Source organism: Natrialba swarupiae, assembly GCF_008245225.1.
Taxonomy (GTDB): domain Archaea; phylum Halobacteriota; class Halobacteria; order Halobacteriales; family Natrialbaceae; genus Natrarchaeobius; species Natrarchaeobius swarupiae.
This window is the reverse complement of sequence record NZ_VTAW01000003.1, coordinates 129,030-145,300: the sequence shown is the minus strand read 5'-3', so window position 1 is coordinate 145,300 and position 16,271 is coordinate 129,030. Positions and strand designations below refer to the sequence as shown.

The window sequence follows — 16,271 nt, the reverse complement described above, 5'->3', positions numbered from 1 at the left end:
GTTGCGAGATTATTCCGAAGAAAAGCGGTATTTGATACCGAGTGTCGATTCGTAATCCCGGTTTCCACGTTCAGGTATATCGAACCCTCTCGAGACCGAGACGTATCGGACTGGACAAACGGTCGTATCCCTTGTGCTTGCGTTCCCCACGACGTATCCCGTTATCGGTGAACGCTCTCCTTACACCGCTATCCGAACGTGCGTGACGAGCGACGGGCTCCGGACGACTCGATCGGAAACCTTCACTGACTTACGTCGGACACACCAACTGACGACCGATGCGCGAGTGCTTCGAAATCCGGGATACCGACGCAGGCGGTCGAATCGGTCGGCTCGCCGTACCACGAGCCGACGTCACCGTCGAGACGCCCGCACTGCTCCCGGTGATCAACCCGAACCTGGACACGATCAGTCCCCGCCGGCTCGCCGAGGAGTTCGGTGCCGAGATCCTCATCACGAACTCCTACATCGTCTACGGCACCGACGACGTCCGCGAGCGCGCACTCGCCGACGGCCTCCACGAGCTGCTCGACTTTCCCGGCGCGATCATGACCGACTCCGGTTCCTTTCAGCTTGCAGAGTACGGCGAGATCGACGTCACCACCGAGGAGATCCTCGAGTTCCAGTACGAGATCGGCTCCGACATCGGAACGCCGGTCGACATCCCGACGCCGCCTGACGTCCCTCGCGAGCGCGCCGAGAGCGAACTCGAGACCACACAGGAACGTCTCGAGGTCGCAGAGACGGTCGACACCGGCGAGATGCTGGTCAACGCGCCGGTCCAGGGATCGACGTATCCCGACCTCCGCGAGGCGGCGGGTCGCCACGCCGACGCGACGAATCTCGACGTCTTCCCCGTCGGGGCGGTGGTCCCGCTGATGAACGACTACCGCTACGACGACGTGGTCGACGTGGTTGCGGGCGCAAAACGAGGGCTGGGGTCCGACGCGCCAGTCCACCTCTTCGGTGCCGGCCACCCCATGATGTTCGCGCTGGGCGTCGCCATGGGCTGTGACCTGTTCGACTCCGCGGCGTACGCGCTGTACGCCCGCGACGATCGGTACCTGACCGTCAGCGGCACCCACCACCTCGAGGATCTGGACTATCTCCCCTGTTCGTGTCCCGTCTGTACGGAGTACTCGCCGGCGGAACTCCGGGCGCTCGACGACGAGCGCCGCGAGGAGGAACTCGCCGCCCACAACCTCCACGTCACCTTCGCGGAGATTCGCCGGATCAAGCAGGCGATCCGTGCCGGAAACCTACTGGAACTCGTCGAGGAGCGCGCTCGCGCCCACCCGACGATGCTCGACGGCTACCGGACGCTGCTCGACCACGCCGACCAACTCGAGCGGTCCGACCCCGTCTCGAAGGGCTCGTTTTTCTACGTCTCCCACGAGAGCGCCCGCCGACCCGAAGTGGTGCGCCACCATCGCCGACTCGAGCGCCTCTCCGTCCCGGACTCGGTGTTTCTGACCGAGGGCGGTCCAGCCCGCGGCGACGAGTTCGACGACTCCTGGCGCGTCGAACCGCCGTTCGGGCCGTTCCCGCGGGCGCTCTCGAAGAGCTACCCGCTGACGGCGGAGGTGCCCGATCGAACGGACCGGTCGGCGCTTCGGGCCGCCGCCGACGGGATCCGGCGACTCGTCGAGGCGAACCCGGAGACCGAGTTCACGCTCGGCCACCGCGGGTGGCCCGAGGACGTCCTCGAGTCGGTTCCCGAACGCGTAGACCGGATCGATTTCGACGCCGGTGACGAGTGATATAACGAGTTGGTCGCGGTCGCCCGAACCGGCGGAGCGCCGTCGGATACCGATACCAGAACAGCAAAGAGGCGAGCGACGCCCAGGTACTGTATGCTCGGCGCAGCGTCGCTGATACTCGGGGCGATCGTAACCGTCGTCTTCGGATCCTGGCTGATCAGGCGGTTCCGGGGCGGGAACCGGTCGGCCGACGAGGGCGAGTCCTGGGACCACCACCGGAAGGCACAGGAGCGTGAGCCACCGGTCGAGGTCGGCGACGTCCACGAGTCCGCGGTCTTCGAGTTCTCGGACCACCACTCGGGGGAACGCAACGCGGTCTGCAAGGTCGAAGGGTTCGTCGTCTTCGTCGAGGACCTCCCGCCGGGGCTCGAGGCGACCGACGTGATCCGATTCAAGATCCTGTCGTTCAATCGGGGTCACACGTCCGCGACGGCGACGTACGTCGAACGCGCGTAGTCGCTCGTTATCAGGCCAGCAATATTTTCAGTGTATCCTTACCCCGACAGCGAGACGGCCGTCGCACCGACCACGACGACGAACGCCGACGCGCCGACGCGCCAGGTCACCCGCTCGAGCCGTCTGGGGAGGAAAACGACGGAGAGGCCCGCGACGAGCAGTGGCGTCAACTGTAACAGCGGCATGACGAGGACGACCGGCGCGACCTCGAGGGCGGCGAAGTAGGCGACGAAGCCGATCGTCGTAGAGACGCCAGCGGCGACGTACCACGCCGTCGACGCGCTCCGGAGGGGGATCCGGCGTACCGATCGCGTGACCACGAGGTACGCGGCGAAGCCGACGGTCGCCGTTCCGGCCATCACCGTCAGTCCGGGAAGGACCGCGGTCCCCGCCGCCAGCCCGGTCGAGACGAAGATCGGCTCGAGGCCGATACAGACGGCGGCGGCGAGCGGCAAGGCGAGCGGTGCGCCGGCCTCGCGGATCGACTGGCTGGTGTTCGTCGACGCGGCGGTCTCCCAGGAGACGACCGCCAGGCCGACGACGATTAGCACGATGCCGGCGAAGTGAACCGCGGTCAGTCGCTCGTCGAGCAGCGCGACCGCGAAGATCGTCGCGAAGAGGACGTTCGAGGCGATCACTGGTGAGGTCAGGCTCGCACCGATACGCTGGATGCTCTCGAACATCAACAGCCGCGCGACGAACATTCCCAGGATGCCGGCCGCCGCAAACGACGCGAACGAGGTGGGAGTAAACAGCGCGGAGTACGGCGGCGAGTACAAAATCACCGTCGGCGCGGCCACGAGTGCGACGTTACACAACAAGACGATCAATACGGCGTTCCCGACCTCACCCTCGTCGGTTCCCAGGCGGACGAAGAGAAACTGACCCGCGAACGCCAGCGCGCCGACTATCGCCAGACCGACGCCGAGAAGGGAGTCAGAGACCTCGAGCATACCCCCGATTTCGATCGAGAGCCGATAACGGCTCTGGAACCGCTCGCAAACTGCCGGAAGTTCGTCGAGTCTCCGGGACCGGTCTCAAGTCGGACGTCTTATACGGATTGCTGTAACGAGGTACCGCCGAAACCGCGATCGGTCTGCGGTTTCGCCGGTACCGACGTACAGTATGAGGGGACTGCCGGGTTGGGTGAGTGACTTCCCGTGGCGGGTGTGAGTTTCGCCTCGGCGAACGCAGAGCCACGTAGCACTGACGCGGACCGCGACCGATAGCCTCTTTCGCGCTCCCCGGTCATACTCGGTATGACCGATTACTTCGAGGTCCACGAGCGCGACGGGGCCGCGCGCGTGGGCGAACTTCGCCTCGAGTCGCCGCGGACGACGCCTGCCCTCGTCGACGACGTCGTAGAAGACGCGGGATCGCTGTGGAGCGCGGATCGCGAGGTACCCGAGGGCGACGACTCGACGCTTACCGTGTTGCCCCACCGGTCGTTCCCCGGCGGCACCGCCGAGGAGGTCCAGGAGTCGTTCGCCGTCGAGTATCCCGACGTCGGCTATCCGAGCGTCGCAGTGATCTCGAGTGAGGGTGCAGCGGATCACGGAACCGACGCCTACGCCGTCTCGGACGTCCAGTCGATCACCGGCCACGGCGCGGCGCTCGTCGAGGCCGTCGTCTCCGTCCGGGAGGCGATCCCGGCCGACACCGCCCTCCTCTTTTCGGGCGTCGCGACGCCACGGAACGTGGCTCTGCTCGCCTACGCCGGCGTCGATCTGTTCGACGAGACTGCCGCCGTCGTGAAGGGAACCCAGGGGCGGTATCTGACGACCGACGAGGCGTACTTCTTAGAGGACTTGGAGGAACTGCCCTGTTCGTGTCCCGCGTGCCAGAAACCGCGCGAGGAGTTCACCCGCGAGGACTGTGCCGAGCACAACGTCAACGCGCTCGAGGCCGAACTGGGGATCGTCCGCCGGCGGATTCGCGACGGCCGACTGCGGGACTACCTCGAAGGGCAGGCCCGCCACGACCAGTGGCTCACGGCCGCGATGCGCGAACTCGACTCGCAGTGGGGCTATCTCGAGGAGCGTACCCCGATCCTCCGGGACGCCCAGATCTCGGCGGCGAGCGAGGACACCCTCCGGCGGGTGGAGATCCAGCGCTACGCCGATCGCGTCACCTCGCGCTATCGCAACCGCTTTGCGAACCCGCTCGTGTTGGCCCCCTGTTCCGCCGCGAAACCCTACAGCGAGTCACAGAGCCACCGCCAGTTCCACGACGCGATCCAGTGGCGTGGCCACCTCGTCTCGATGACCAGTCCGATCGGCGTCGTTCCCCAGGAACTCGAGACGACCTACCCGGCCCAGCACTACGACACCGTGGTGACGGGCCGGTGGTCCGCGGACGAAAAGGAGTTCGTCGCGAAGGTGCTTCGCCGGTACCTCGAGCGAAACGCCGACACCTACCCGTACGTGGTTGCCCACGTTCCCGACGAGGGCTACCGCGACATCGTCGAACGCGTCGAAGACGGGTGGGAGGGCGAGGACCTCGATATCACCTACACTGTCCCGCGGGGCGGCCATCCGACGGACGAGGAGTCGCTTTCGAATCTCGCGGAGGCGCTGTCGGGTGAACTCAAGTACTCCAAACGAGAGCGCGAGCACAACACCGTCCGGGCCATCGCGGACTACCTGCTCGGCGACGGCGCGGGCGACGAGTTGTTCGACGACATCCAGACGACCAGCCGGTATCCGAAGATTCAGGTGCGGGACCGCGAGGACACCCAACTGGCGACGATGGTGCCCCAGTACGGCACGCTCTCCTTTACGCTCGAGGGCGCAAAGCGGTGGGTCGAAACCGACGCCCCGGTGCGGCGGGTCGAGATCGACGGCTTCGTCCCCCACGGGAGCGTGCTCGCGCCGGGGGTCGTCGACGCCGACGAGGACATTCGAGTGGGAGACGAGGTCGTCGTCGAGGGGCCGAAGGCCTTCGGCGTCGGCCGCGCGGAGATGTTCGGCCGGGAGATGGCCGGGAGCACGCGCGGCATCGCCTGCGAGATTCGCCACGTCGAAGAGAAGTGACTCGAGTCCGAGCGTGGGGTGGTTGGGTTTCGCTCGAGCGGGCGGTTTCGGATCGTCAGCACCACGCTTGCGAGAGTAACGCTGGAGAAGAACCATTATGTCGTAATCGCAACGTCGAGTCATGTGCGCCCAGATTCAGGACGTGATGACCGAGGACGTCATCTCGTGTGAAAACACCACGTCGCTCCAGCGGGTCGCGGAGCTGATGATTCGCCACGACGTCGGGAGCGTCGTGATCACGACTGACGGCGATCCCTACGGCATCGTCACCGAATCGGATCTCATCGAGGCTGGCTACAAGTCGGGGAAACCGTTCGCGGAGATACCGACGCGAGCAGTCGCGAGTCATCCACTTGAGACGGTCGACCCGAACCGCGGGATTCGGTTCGCCGTCAAGCGAATGCAAGAGGAGCGTATCAAGAAGCTCGTCGTGGTAGAGGGACTCGACGTCTGCGGTATCGTGACCGTGCAAGATCTCCTCGATCACTACGGGACGCTGAACCAGGATTTGCGGAAAATTCACGAGCTACGGGATCGTCGATCGGGTGGGCGCTGACGTCTTCCGTATGATCTGTTGTCACGACCGAAGAAACGATCCATCGTCCGCCGCCGTGATCGGACTGTCCGAAAAACGACCGGTGTACCGGTTGTAGTCACTCGAGCGGTTTGCTGGCACGCAGCGAGACGCTCATCACGCCGTACTTCTGGCACGCGTTTGCCGCCCGCTCGGAGATAAACTCGTACTGGGTGTTCTCCCGAATCTCGTCGAGGTCGAAGCCAGCGGCTTCGACGAGTGACGCGTAGCTGTCGACCTGTTCGGCACCGCCGATGCAGGCCGCCCAGAGATCCGCGTCGGTTTTGATGCCCCCGGGCAGCTGGTGCTCGCTGACGATGTCGGAGAGTGTGATCCGTCCACCCGGCCGCAGTACGCGGTACGCCTCCTCGAAGACTCGACGTTTCTCGGCCGAGAGGTTGATCACGCCGTTCGAGAGCACGGCGTCGAACGATTCGTCCTCGAACGGCAGGTCCTCGATGTACCCCTGATGGAAGCTGACGTTGTGAAACCCGTTGTCTGCGGCGAGTTCGTTGGCCTTCGCGACCTGTTCTGGCGTCATGTCGACGCCCGTGACGGATCCGGTTTCGGTGACGTTCATCGCGGCGTAGAAGGCGTCCATTCCGGAGCCGCTGCCGAGATCGAGTACGTCCTCGCGCGGGTCGAGATCCGCGGACTCGAAGTAGTAGCCGACGCCTGCGAACGAGTCGATCGCCTCGTCGGGAACGTAGGTGAGAGTGTCCGGTTCGTAGCCGAGACGCTCTGCGAGGTCCCGGCCCGTCTCGAAGTGGAACTCGGCGTCGGCGGACTCCGCGACGTCACAGTACATCGACTTGACCTCCCGTTCGAGTTTGTCCGTATCGAGCGTCTTACTCATCGGCGCTCACCAGTGAGTCCTCGCCCGCGACCTTGGCGGGACTGTTGATGGTCATATCGACGTCCTGAGCGTGCGAGACGAAGGTGTAGACGGGTGCCCGTCGCGCCCATTCGTCGATCAGGTCCTGATCGAGATCCTCGCCGTCGATCTCGACCTCGGCGGTGACGGTCTCGAAAACCGAGTCGGCTTCGTCGAGGCCCTCGAGGCTGAACAGAACCGCTGGATCGAAATCGGTTCGGACGCGTGTCTCGAGGTGGTCGATGTCCACACCGCTGGCGGCGGCGTTGATCGTAATGCCGACGTTGATACAGGCAGCCAGCGCGGATAGCGCCGCTTCTATCGGCTCGAGTCGGTCGGTCCCGCCGACCCACCCACCGGCGTCCAGCACTTCCTTCCAGGCGCCGTAGGGGATCGTGTACTCGCGCGTTTCACGAGCGATCGTCTCGCCTCCCAGTTCGTAGCTATCGACTCTCGCCAGACTGTGTGCGGCCGTCCCCTCGTAGGTCGCGGACGCCCCGAGGCCGAGCTGGACGGCTTCGGGATCGTCGGCCGCGTGTTCGGCGAACCCCTCGAGTGTCTCGAGGTCGATTCCGTGTGCGGTCTGCTTGTCGGTTGACATTCTCGTATCACCTCTCGGCTAGACGCAACGGAACCGGAGATATTGTAGCTAATTTGTGAATTTTCGGCAGTTCATGGCGATCTCGCAGTCGCTGCACACGTCTCACCGACTGCGACAAAGCAGTGCCCGTGGTCCACTCGCGTGGTGCTTACGTGGCTACGACGACAGACCGGATATCGTCCTCAAAAACGTCACTCGACGGTCGACTGTGGGTCGAAGGGATGGGCATCGGACGTGTACCGCTCGTAGATCGACTGCGCCCACTCGTGGACCGACGGGACGTCGGTATCGACCAGCGCCCGAACCGTCCCGCTGCCTTGTTCGTAACAGCTGATGATCACGCGCTCGTCGAGGAGTCCGATCCCGTACGGCGGAAGGTCGTCGTACTCGAGAACGGTAAAGTTGTCCCGTTGTAGTAGCTCTCGGTTGTGTTCCGGGTAGTTCGAGTAAAAGTACGCGTTGCAGTTCGGGCGGCCGATTACCGTTACATCTACACCGTCGTTGATCCGTTGGCGGAGGACGTCGAAGCAGGGGTCCATCAGGGCGATCTCGGCGCGTAGGTATCGTACCGCAGTCGCCTCTCGGAGAAGGAACTCGAATCGGTTCACCGGCCTGTACGGGGAGTCTGGATCGGCGACGGTGACGGTTAGATCGGTCCACATCTCGACCGGGAACTCGCCGACTTCGTCGGGGAGCCAGTGCCAGACGTCACGTAGCTTTCGCGCTGTTTCGACCCGTTCGATCAGCTCTTCCATCCCCGAAGCGATCACCTCACCCAGCCGTGTTGCCGTGTACTGGTAACCGTCTTTGCGGATCCAGATCTGGTCTTCGAACTCGTCCAGCGTCCGCCGTATCGTCGAGTCCGAAACGCCGGTCAACTCGCACAGTTCGGAACGACTTCGAGGACGCTCCGTCAGTGCGACGAGTGCGGGAATTCGGTGTCGAGATCGCGCGAGATACGCGATGTCACCAGTCGGTGAATCCGTTTGTCGATGTTGTATGTTATCATCTGCCATAGACAGTGTACGCAAACGAGTGTGAAAACGATTCGGTCCACTCGGTGGCTGATCGAGAAATCGATCGAAAGAACTGCTCCGCAAATCGACTCCGCCGCCTTAGCTACGTGGCTGCTATCGGTTTCTGTGAGATCACCGACCCGCGTTCGAGGGGCCAATACGGACCGTCTTGCGATCTCGAGCACACCGTGGTCAGGTGCTCCGCGGGTGCGTTCGTCTACTCGATATCCCGCGAGAGGCCGTCACGGAGGTCGCGACCGAAGTAGTATCCGAGAACCGAGACGACGAGCCCCGCGGCCGCGCCGGCGGCAAGCAGCGTCCGTCCCGAGCCGGCGATGGCGAGTGGGAGATCGAACAGTACAGTCGTCAGCCCGCCAGCAGCCGTCCCCGCGACCGATAGCTCGAGGTACCGCCGTTTCGACGTGAGCAAGCCAAAGAGGAAGGTGACCACCACTAGACCGACGAACCGACCGAGCGCGCCGATCGGGAGGAGCGTTCCGCCGGCGAACAGCCCAACGGACACGAGCGCCAGCACGGCGAGAAACGCCTTCGGTGAGAAGTACTCACCGAGCGAGCGACTCGGTCCGAGCCTCGAGAGGCGTCCGGAAGCCGAGTCGCTCGTGCGTGCGCCCTCGCTCGAGTCGCCCCTCGAGAACGGCCACCACGAGCGCGATCCGTCGGCGTCAGCGGTCGACGCCTCGGCTGACGGTGATCCGGAGTCGGTCTGTCGCCCCTCGCCGTCGACCGGCGCGGGCTCGCCGCCCGTCTCGGAGAGCAACTGCTCGGTCTCCTCGAGGAGGTCGTCGGTAGACGGAGCGTCCGCGTCGCGACTCTCGGTCAGTTCGTCCGAACGCTCACCCATGTTCGAACGGTGGCCGGCGAGCACTATGGAGCTTTCCCATATCTGCGCGGTCCTCGAGGTGACGGTTCCGCGCGCTCGCTCGAGCCGTGAAGATGTGAACACGTTTTTTTACGGATCGGCTGGTACGGTGATGAGTGAACGTCGAACTGGTCGCGTTCGGGGCGATCGCCCTCGCCGCCGGCGCGGGATTGCTCTACGCCGCGCGTCAGCTCTATCCGAGACTCGATGTCAGCGACGACGCACTCGTGTCGATCCGGCTGCTGACGGCGCTCATCGTCGGCGTGCTCCTTCTGGGTGGGGCCGGACTGGTTCTCGTTGGGATCCTCGCGTGACGGACGGTCCTCGGACGGAGACGTCACTGCCCGAGGACGAAAGCGTGGCTTCAAGTCCAACGGCGCGCAACGCCCACGCATGAATCCAGGCGACCGCGTTCGCGTCGACCGCGCAGAGCGCACGTACGAGGGCGTGTTGCTCCCCTCGAGTACGGACGATCACCTCGTGGTGAAACTCGAGGGTGGGTACAACGTCGGCGTCGACCGCGAGAACGCCGACGTCGAGGTGCTCGCGGAGGACGTCTACGAGATCGACGGGACCGATTCGGTAGGCGACAGCGACGAGGCCTCCGAGATCGCGTTCGACGACGACCTCCCGACGATTTCGCTGATCTCGACCGGCGGGACGATCGCCTCGACGGTCGACTATCGTACGGGTGCTGTCACGGCCCAGTTCGACGCCGAGGACGTCCTCAGGGCGGTCCCGGATCTCGCCGGCCGGGCGAACTACCGCGGGCGCGTCGTCGCGAACATCCTCTCTGAGAACATGGAGCCGCCGATCTGGCAGGATCTCGCCGAGGCCGTCCACGAGGAAATCGAGGCCGGTGCCGACGGCGTCGTCGTCATGCACGGCACCGACACGATGCAGTACTCCGCGTCGGTCCTCTCCTTTGCCCTCGAGACGCCGGTGCCGATCGTCTTCACCGGGAGCCAGCGCTCGGCCGATCGCCCCTCGTCGGACAACGTGATGAACGCCGTCTGCGCCGTCGAGGCCGCAAAGAGCGACTGCGCGGAGGTGCTGGTCTGTATGCACGCCTCCGAGTCCGACGACGTCTGTGCGCTCCATCGGGGCACTCGCGTCCGGAAGAACCACACCTCCCGCCGAGACGCCTTCGAGACCGTCGGTGCGGAGCCGCTGGGGGAGATCGACTACGACGCCCTCGCCGAGGACGGAACGGAGTCGATCGAGTTCCACCGCGAGCACAGAGAACGCGGCGAGGCGGATCTCGCCATCGACGCCGACCTCGAGAGCGACGTCGAACTGCTGAAGTTCACGCCCGGAATGGATCCCGCCTTCCTCGACGTCGTCGAGGGGTCGGCGGGCCTCGTACTCGAGGGAACGGGACTCGGACACGTCCACACCGACCTCATCCCCCGGATCGAAGACCTGATCGAAGGCGGGACGACGGTCGTGATGACCAGTCAGTGTCTCGAGGGTCGGGTCTGCGACCGGGTCTACGACACCGGCCGCGACCTCCTCGATGCGGGCGTAATCGAAGCCGGCGACACCCTCCCCGGGACGGCGAAAGTCAAACTCATGTGGGCACTCGCGAACGCCGACGACGTCGAGGAAGCGATGGGGACGTCGCTGGTCGGCGAGATTCAGGAGCGGTCGGTCCCCTGGGAGTAGACACGAGCGAATCGGGGGATCGAACTCGAGTGCAACTGTGCGCTCGAGTTTCGTGATCGCGTTCTCGAACACTGATCGTTCGACCACCGGCCACGATACCGATCGCTCGACCACGAACCATCTCATCGATGAACATCAGGAGAGCGACACACGACGATTACGAGGCCGTCGTCGAGATGACGAGCGATATCTGGGCGCATCGCGGCGGTGACTACCTCCCCGACATCTACCACGACTGGCTCGAGGACGAGGACGACCCCGAGACGAAGACGTTCCTCGCGACGATCGACGGCGAGGCGGCCGGGATCGTCCAGGCGCGGCTGCTCTCACCCGACGAAGCCTGGTTCCAGAGCCTGCGGGTCGACCCCGACTACCGTCGGCGAGGGGTGGCCCGCCGGCTCACCGAGGCCTGTTTCGAGTGGGCGCGCGACCGTGATGCCCGCATCGGCCGAGCGATAATCTTCTCGTGGAACGTCGCCTCGCTCTCGATGGCGCGTGCGATCGGCTTCGAGCCGGTGACGGAGTTCCGGTTCGTCTTCTCCGAACCGGACCGCGATGCGTCGGGCCCGGGAGAACACGCCGTCTCGAGCGATCCGGCGGCGGCGTGGCGCTATTGGAGCCGAAGCGACGCGTGCGAGCACCTGCGGGGACTCGGACTCGCGCCCGAAGAATCGTGGGCGATGCGCGAGATAACGTCGGCCGATTTCGATCGGTTCGCCGACGAGAGTGCCGTCCTCGTCGTCGAAGGCCCGAACGGGACCTTAGGAACCGCCTACCGGTCTCGAACGTTTCATCGACGGACCGACCGGGGCAACGAAGAAACCGTCGCCGAGTACGGCGTCGGTGCCTGGGACGACGTCGACGCGGCGCGCTCGTTGTTCGCCGCGATGGCTCGAGACGCCGCGACACTCGAGGCGGACCGAACGCGGATCGCGATCCCCGAAACGGCCCGATTCGTCAGCGACGCTGCAGCCGCCGGGGTCGAACTCGCCGAGGAGCCGGATTTCGTCCTCGACGTCGATCTCGTCGAGTGACTGTCGACGAATCGATACTACAGGGACTCAGCCGCCGCTGACTGGCGGGAACAGCGCTAGCTCGTCCCCGTCGCCGAGTTCGGTCTCGAGCCCGTCTTCCTCGACGAGGACGTTCGTTCCGTTGCGTAACACGTTGACCTGCGACCGGAGTTCGCCGTCCTCGAGCACCCGTTCTGCGAGTTCGGGACGGCCGTCGAGCAGCTGCTCGAGGGCGTCTCCGACGGTGTCTCCGGCCGACGCCTCGACCGTAACGTGTCTGTCGCCCGCGTGTTCGGCGAGGTCGGCGAACAGTTTCCACTCGGTGGACATAGGTGGCGGTATCGGTGCCGGAGGCAAGTAGCTACCGCTCCTCGAGTCGTGATACGGATTGCTGTACCGGTTTACCGGTGAAACCACAGACGGCTCGTGGTTTCGCCGGTACCGATTTACAGCAGACCGTATGAGACGGGTCACTTCGGTTCGCGTCGGCCGCGGACGCCTCGACTCCCGGTGAGAAACGCGCCGAATTCGGTGAGGAAAACGGCGAATCTTAACTGGTGGGGCGACCCAACGGGTCGTATGGTCGTGGCCGAGACACTCCGAAGCCGGCTGCCCGAGAACTGGCAGCGGGTGCTCACGACACGAGCGGCGATCGCGCTGGCACTCGCGGTCGCCTTGCTCTCGGTCGCGACGGCGCTTTTCAACATCGGCGTCGCACCCCCTTACGAGCCCCTCGATCCGTACATTCCGGACGTCGTCCAGCAGACGGCCCGGTTTACCGGTGCGGTGACCGGGTTCATGATGGTCGTCGGCGCGCTCGCGCTCAGACGCGGACTGCGCGTCGGCTGGTGGATGACGATCCTCTTGCTTCCCCTGACCGCCGCCCAAGGATTTCTCCAGGTGAGCCAGTACTCGGTGCCGCTGATCGTCCTCTCGCTCGTGTCGATTCCGATACTGTGGCTCACTCGCGACCGCTTTAGCAAAACCCTCTCGTTGAGTACGACGCAGATCGCGGCCGGCGCTGCACTCGTCGGTGTCCAGGCGTACGGGACCATCGGCGCGTACGCACTCCGCGACGATTTCGAGGGAATCGAGACCCCCCTCGACGCCTTCTACTTCACGCTGATCACCTCGAGTACGGTCGGCTACGGCGACATCACGCCGAACCTCGGGTCGATCGACGCGCGGCTGTTCACGATGTCCGTCCTGGTCCTCGGCGTCTCCAGTTTCGGCCTGGCTGCCGGGGTTCTCCTCGGCCCGGCGATTCAGGCGCGGATCACGAAAACACTCGGAATCATGACCGAATCGGAACTCGAACTGCTGAGCGACCACGTTCTGGTGCTCGGCTACGGCGAACTGACCGAACCGATCGTCGACGAACTCGCGGACAACGACCGGGAGTTCGTCGTCGTAACGTCCGACAACGACGCGAGCGACGCACTCTCTAGACACGACATCCCGGTCATCATGGCTGACCCCAGCGACGAGGCTCCACTCCACCGCGCCAAGATCGAGCAGGCATCCGCAGTTCTGGTCGCGACGAACGAGGACGCACAGGACGCACTGACGATCCTCACGGCCAGACAGCTCGCCCCCGACACGCACATCGTCGCCGCTGCAACCGACCGCGAGAACACGAAGAAACTCGAGCGCGCCGGCGCCGATACGGTCATCAGCCCGGCACTGATCGGCGGTCACCTTCTCGTCCGGTCGGTGCTCGGCGGCGACGATTCCGAGTTGATCGATCGGATCCTCAACGAGGAGTAGCGTCGCCGACTTTCGTGGTCCTCGACTCGGCCGCCGATCCTGACGGGCAGTAATCCGTATTAGAGCCGCGCGTCGAGGTACTCCGCCATAATCCGGTAGGCGCGAATCTTCTGTTCGGTATCGGTCGAGCCGTGGCCCTCCTCGCCGAGTTCCTCGTACCGGAACGCCTCGCCTTCGACCCAGCCGCGGTCCTCGAGGGCGGCCTGGCGGAGCCGTCGTCGCGCTGGTCGCCTGGAAGACCGAGAACCTGCTGCTGGCGCTGCCCGCGGGGGTGGCGACAGCAGTGCACTCGAGCAATTCCGGTACGTTATCGAGTGAGTTACCGCTCGAGACGCCGACTCAGTAACACGGTGCGATCGTCGAGGTCGAACCCTCGCTTCTCGTAGAACGCGTGAGCGGCGGTGTCACGCAGGGTCAGCAGGTAGATGGAGTCGACGCCCGCCCGACGAAGCTCCTCGGCGAGGTGGTCCATCAACGCCGTGGCGACCCCGCGGCGCTGGTGAGCGGGGTCGACACACAGCTCTCGGACGTAGAACTTCGAGCCGTCGTCCCACCGCTCTTCCGTCCCGACCACCAGCCCGGCGAGGTCGCCCTCGAGCCGGGCAGCGTAGCCGCGAGCACCCGGCGTCTCGAGGAGCTGCGAGAGCCGCGTTCGCGCCGTCTCGAGGGTCCAGTCGTCGTTCCAGGGAGGTTCGTTGAAGACGTCCCGGTAGAGCCGCGCGCCCGCCGCCAGCCCTGCCGAGTCACTCAGGAACGCCTCGATCGTGGGTGTCATCGGGCGTTGTTGGAAGGGGACCACTAAAACCGTCGGGATGGCGTGGGTACGCACCGCACAGCCAACCGCAGATTCGACGGCGAAGACGAACGAACTACCGAACCGACGTCCTACGCCGACGGCTCGGGCGCGCCCTCGAGTATCTCGACGCCGCTCGAGGCACCGATCCGTTCGGCACCGGCCTCGAGCATGGCGATCGCCTCGTCGTAGCTGCCGACGCCGCCGCTGGCTTTGACGGGGAGATACTCGCTCATCAGTTCGACGTCCTCGAGCGTCGCGCCACCGTCAGAAAAGCCGGTCGACGTTTTGACCATCGCGGCGTCGGCGGCGACGGCGGCCTTACAGGCTCGGTGTTTCTCCTCTTCCGTGAGCAGTGCGGTCTCGATGATCACCTTCACCGGGATCGGCACCGCGGCGACGACCTCGGCGAGTTCAGCCCGGATCACGTCGTCCTCACCGGCCTTGAGTCGGCCGACGTTGATCACGACGTCGAGTTCGTCCGCGCCGGCCTTCCAGGCGAGGACGCCCTCGCGGCGTTTCACGTCGGGGTCGTTCTGGCCGTGGGGGAAGCCGATGACGGTCGCCAGCGTCACGTCCGGCGCGTAGTCGGCCGCCTCCTCGATCGCGTACGGCGGGATACAGGCGTTCATCCCGTACGTATCGGCGTCGTCGAGGACGGCCCTGACGTCGGCGGTCGTCGTCTCGGGGCCGAGAACGGTGTGGTCGATCAGGGGGGCAAGGTCGGCTCGATCCATAGCGGACCGACTCGCCGAACCATCAAAAATCCGCCCGGTCGCTTTTGTCCCACGGAGTGCAAAGGATCGACATGGAAGACGACCCGCCCGACGTCGATCCGGTCGTCGACGCCACCGCAACCGACATCGCGGAGATGCGGATCCGCGGGGCCGCAACGATCGCCGACGCGGCCGCCGAGGCGCTTGCGACCCACGCCAAACGATCGGAGGCCTCGAGCCCGGAGGCGTTCCGGTCGGGGATGCGCGCCGCCGCCAGACGGCTCTACGAAACCCGGCCGACCGCCGTCAGTCTCCCCAACGCACTGCGGTACGTCCTCCAGGGGATGGACGGCGAGACCGTCGCCGAGTTGCGATCGTCGACGGCCGCCAGAGCCGAGGCGTTTCGCCGGGATCTCGAGCAGGCTCAGGCCAAACTCGGAGAGATCGGGGCGAACCGACTGCGCGATGGCGACGTGGTGATGACCCACTGTCACTCGACCGACGCGCTGTCGTGTATCGAGGCCGCCCTCGAGGACGGCAAACACGTCGAGGCGATCGTCAAGGAGACCCGGCCGCGAAAGCAGGGTCACATCACGGCAGAGCAGTTACGCGAGTGGGACGTCCCCGTGACACTGATCGTTGACAACGCGGCCCGTCGGTACCTCGACGACGCGGATCACGTCCTCGTGGGGGCCGATAGCATCGCCGCCGACGGCAGCGTCATCAACAAGATCGGCACGAGCGGACTGGCGGTCAACGCCCGCGAACGCGGCGTGCCGGTGATGGTCGCGGCCCAGACGATCAAACTCCACCCGGATACGATGACCGGCCACACGGTCGCGATCGAGATGCGCGAGGAGAACGAAGTCCTCTCGACGGACGAGCGATCGGAGATTACGGGACTCGAGGAAGCCGACGACGGACTGATCGTCGAGAACCCCGCCTTCGACGTCACGCCGCCGCGACACGTCGACGCGATCGTGACCGAACGAGGGCAGTTCCCGCCGGAGAGCATCGTGACGCTCATGCGGGAACTGTTCGGGGAGACGATCGGGGAGCCTTGGGAGGCCTGACGCCGCCGTTCGACCCGCTGGCCCCACGGAATCGGCGACCGTTGCGGATCG

Annotated in this window: 17 protein-coding genes; 9 read left to right on the top strand and 8 right to left on the bottom strand. The window is 65.2% G+C overall.

Features of this window, described 5'->3' with window-relative positions:
• The first annotated feature begins 278 nt into the window (after nucleotides 1-278).
• Together tgtA and FYC77_RS04175 are read left to right on the top strand one after the other, a co-directional pair.
• Nucleotides 279-1,760 (top strand): tRNA guanosine(15) transglycosylase TgtA, encoded by a 1,482-nt coding sequence (gene tgtA, locus FYC77_RS04180; RefSeq protein ID WP_149080252.1) that lies wholly within the window; start codon nucleotides 279-281, stop codon nucleotides 1,758-1,760.
• Nucleotides 1,761-1,853: 93 nt separating this feature from the next.
• Complete coding sequence (locus FYC77_RS04175; protein WP_149080251.1) at nucleotides 1,854-2,216, top strand: TRAM domain-containing protein; 363 nt, start codon at nucleotides 1,854-1,856, stop codon at nucleotides 2,214-2,216.
• A gap of 38 nt (nucleotides 2,217-2,254) precedes the next feature.
• Here FYC77_RS04175 and FYC77_RS04170 read toward each other — a convergent pair whose 3' ends face one another.
• Entirely contained in the window at nucleotides 2,255-3,169 is a 915-nt protein-coding gene (locus tag FYC77_RS04170) for a DMT family transporter (protein ID WP_149080250.1), read from the bottom strand.
• 306 nt (nucleotides 3,170-3,475) lie between these two features.
• On the opposite strand from FYC77_RS04170, the gene arcS reads away from it, so the two are divergent.
• On the top strand, nucleotides 3,476-5,248 hold the full coding sequence (gene arcS, locus FYC77_RS04165) for an archaeosine synthase subunit alpha (protein WP_149080249.1): 1,773 nt from the start codon (nucleotides 3,476-3,478) through the stop codon (nucleotides 5,246-5,248).
• A gap of 121 nt (nucleotides 5,249-5,369) precedes the next feature.
• On the top strand, nucleotides 5,370-5,804 hold the full coding sequence (locus FYC77_RS04160) for a CBS domain-containing protein (RefSeq protein ID WP_149080248.1): 435 nt from the start codon (nucleotides 5,370-5,372) through the stop codon (nucleotides 5,802-5,804).
• A 97-nt stretch (nucleotides 5,805-5,901) separates the two neighbouring features.
• On the opposite strand, the gene FYC77_RS04155 is transcribed toward FYC77_RS04160, so the two are convergent.
• The 4 genes from FYC77_RS04155 to FYC77_RS04140 form a co-directional block, all read right to left on the bottom strand.
• Nucleotides 5,902-6,678, bottom strand: a complete 777-nt coding sequence (locus tag FYC77_RS04155; protein WP_149080247.1) for a methyltransferase domain-containing protein — start codon at nucleotides 6,676-6,678, stop codon at nucleotides 5,902-5,904.
• Nucleotides 6,671-7,297, bottom strand: a complete 627-nt coding sequence (locus FYC77_RS04150) for an OsmC family protein (RefSeq protein ID WP_149080246.1) — start codon at nucleotides 7,295-7,297, stop codon at nucleotides 6,671-6,673. The genes FYC77_RS04155 and FYC77_RS04150 overlap by 8 nt, the downstream gene beginning before the upstream one ends.
• A 191-nt stretch (nucleotides 7,298-7,488) precedes the next feature.
• Nucleotides 7,489-8,313, bottom strand: a complete 825-nt coding sequence (locus tag FYC77_RS04145; protein WP_149080245.1) for a helix-turn-helix transcriptional regulator — start codon at nucleotides 8,311-8,313, stop codon at nucleotides 7,489-7,491.
• A 217-nt stretch (nucleotides 8,314-8,530) separates the two neighbouring features.
• On the bottom strand, nucleotides 8,531-9,175 hold the full coding sequence (locus FYC77_RS04140) for a DUF456 domain-containing protein (protein ID WP_149080244.1): 645 nt from the start codon (nucleotides 9,173-9,175) through the stop codon (nucleotides 8,531-8,533).
• Between the two features lie 134 nt (nucleotides 9,176-9,309).
• On the opposite strand from FYC77_RS04140, the gene FYC77_RS04135 reads away from it, so the two are divergent.
• The 3 genes from FYC77_RS04135 to FYC77_RS04125 all read left to right on the top strand — a co-directional run bounded on the left by FYC77_RS04135 (nucleotide 9,310) and on the right by FYC77_RS04125 (nucleotide 11,892).
• On the top strand, nucleotides 9,310-9,507 hold the full coding sequence (locus FYC77_RS04135) for a hypothetical protein (RefSeq protein ID WP_149080243.1): 198 nt from the start codon (nucleotides 9,310-9,312) through the stop codon (nucleotides 9,505-9,507).
• A 79-nt stretch (nucleotides 9,508-9,586) separates the two neighbouring features.
• Nucleotides 9,587-10,858: a Glu-tRNA(Gln) amidotransferase subunit GatD gene (gene gatD, locus FYC77_RS04130; protein ID WP_149080242.1), complete on the top strand. Its 1,272-nt coding sequence runs from the start codon at nucleotides 9,587-9,589 to the stop codon at nucleotides 10,856-10,858.
• A gap of 128 nt (nucleotides 10,859-10,986) precedes the next feature.
• Nucleotides 10,987-11,892, top strand: coding sequence for a GNAT family N-acetyltransferase (locus FYC77_RS04125; protein ID WP_149080241.1), 906 nt, complete (start codon nucleotides 10,987-10,989; stop codon nucleotides 11,890-11,892).
• Between the two features lie 27 nt (nucleotides 11,893-11,919).
• Here the strand turns inward: FYC77_RS04125 and FYC77_RS04120 are convergent, their stop codons facing one another.
• On the bottom strand, nucleotides 11,920-12,201 hold the full coding sequence (locus FYC77_RS04120; protein ID WP_149080240.1) for a ubiquitin-like small modifier protein 1: 282 nt from the start codon (nucleotides 12,199-12,201) through the stop codon (nucleotides 11,920-11,922).
• 249 nt (nucleotides 12,202-12,450) lie between these two features.
• Between FYC77_RS04120 and FYC77_RS04115 the strand changes: the two genes are divergently transcribed.
• Nucleotides 12,451-13,638, top strand: a complete 1,188-nt coding sequence (locus tag FYC77_RS04115) for an NAD-binding protein (protein ID WP_149080239.1) — start codon at nucleotides 12,451-12,453, stop codon at nucleotides 13,636-13,638.
• 319 nt (nucleotides 13,639-13,957) lie between these two features.
• Here FYC77_RS04115 and FYC77_RS04110 read toward each other — a convergent pair whose 3' ends face one another.
• Nucleotides 13,958-14,413, bottom strand: a complete 456-nt coding sequence (locus FYC77_RS04110; protein WP_149080238.1) for a GNAT family N-acetyltransferase — start codon at nucleotides 14,411-14,413, stop codon at nucleotides 13,958-13,960.
• A 110-nt stretch (nucleotides 14,414-14,523) separates the two neighbouring features.
• Nucleotides 14,524-15,168 (bottom strand): deoxyribose-phosphate aldolase, encoded by a 645-nt coding sequence (gene deoC / locus FYC77_RS04105; RefSeq protein WP_149080237.1) that lies wholly within the window; start codon nucleotides 15,166-15,168, stop codon nucleotides 14,524-14,526.
• A gap of 71 nt (nucleotides 15,169-15,239) precedes the next feature.
• Here deoC and FYC77_RS04100 point away from each other — a divergent pair, with 71 nt between their 5' ends.
• On the top strand, nucleotides 15,240-16,220 hold the full coding sequence (locus FYC77_RS04100; protein ID WP_149080236.1) for a ribose 1,5-bisphosphate isomerase: 981 nt from the start codon (nucleotides 15,240-15,242) through the stop codon (nucleotides 16,218-16,220).
• Nucleotides 16,221-16,271: the final 51 nt, after the last annotated feature.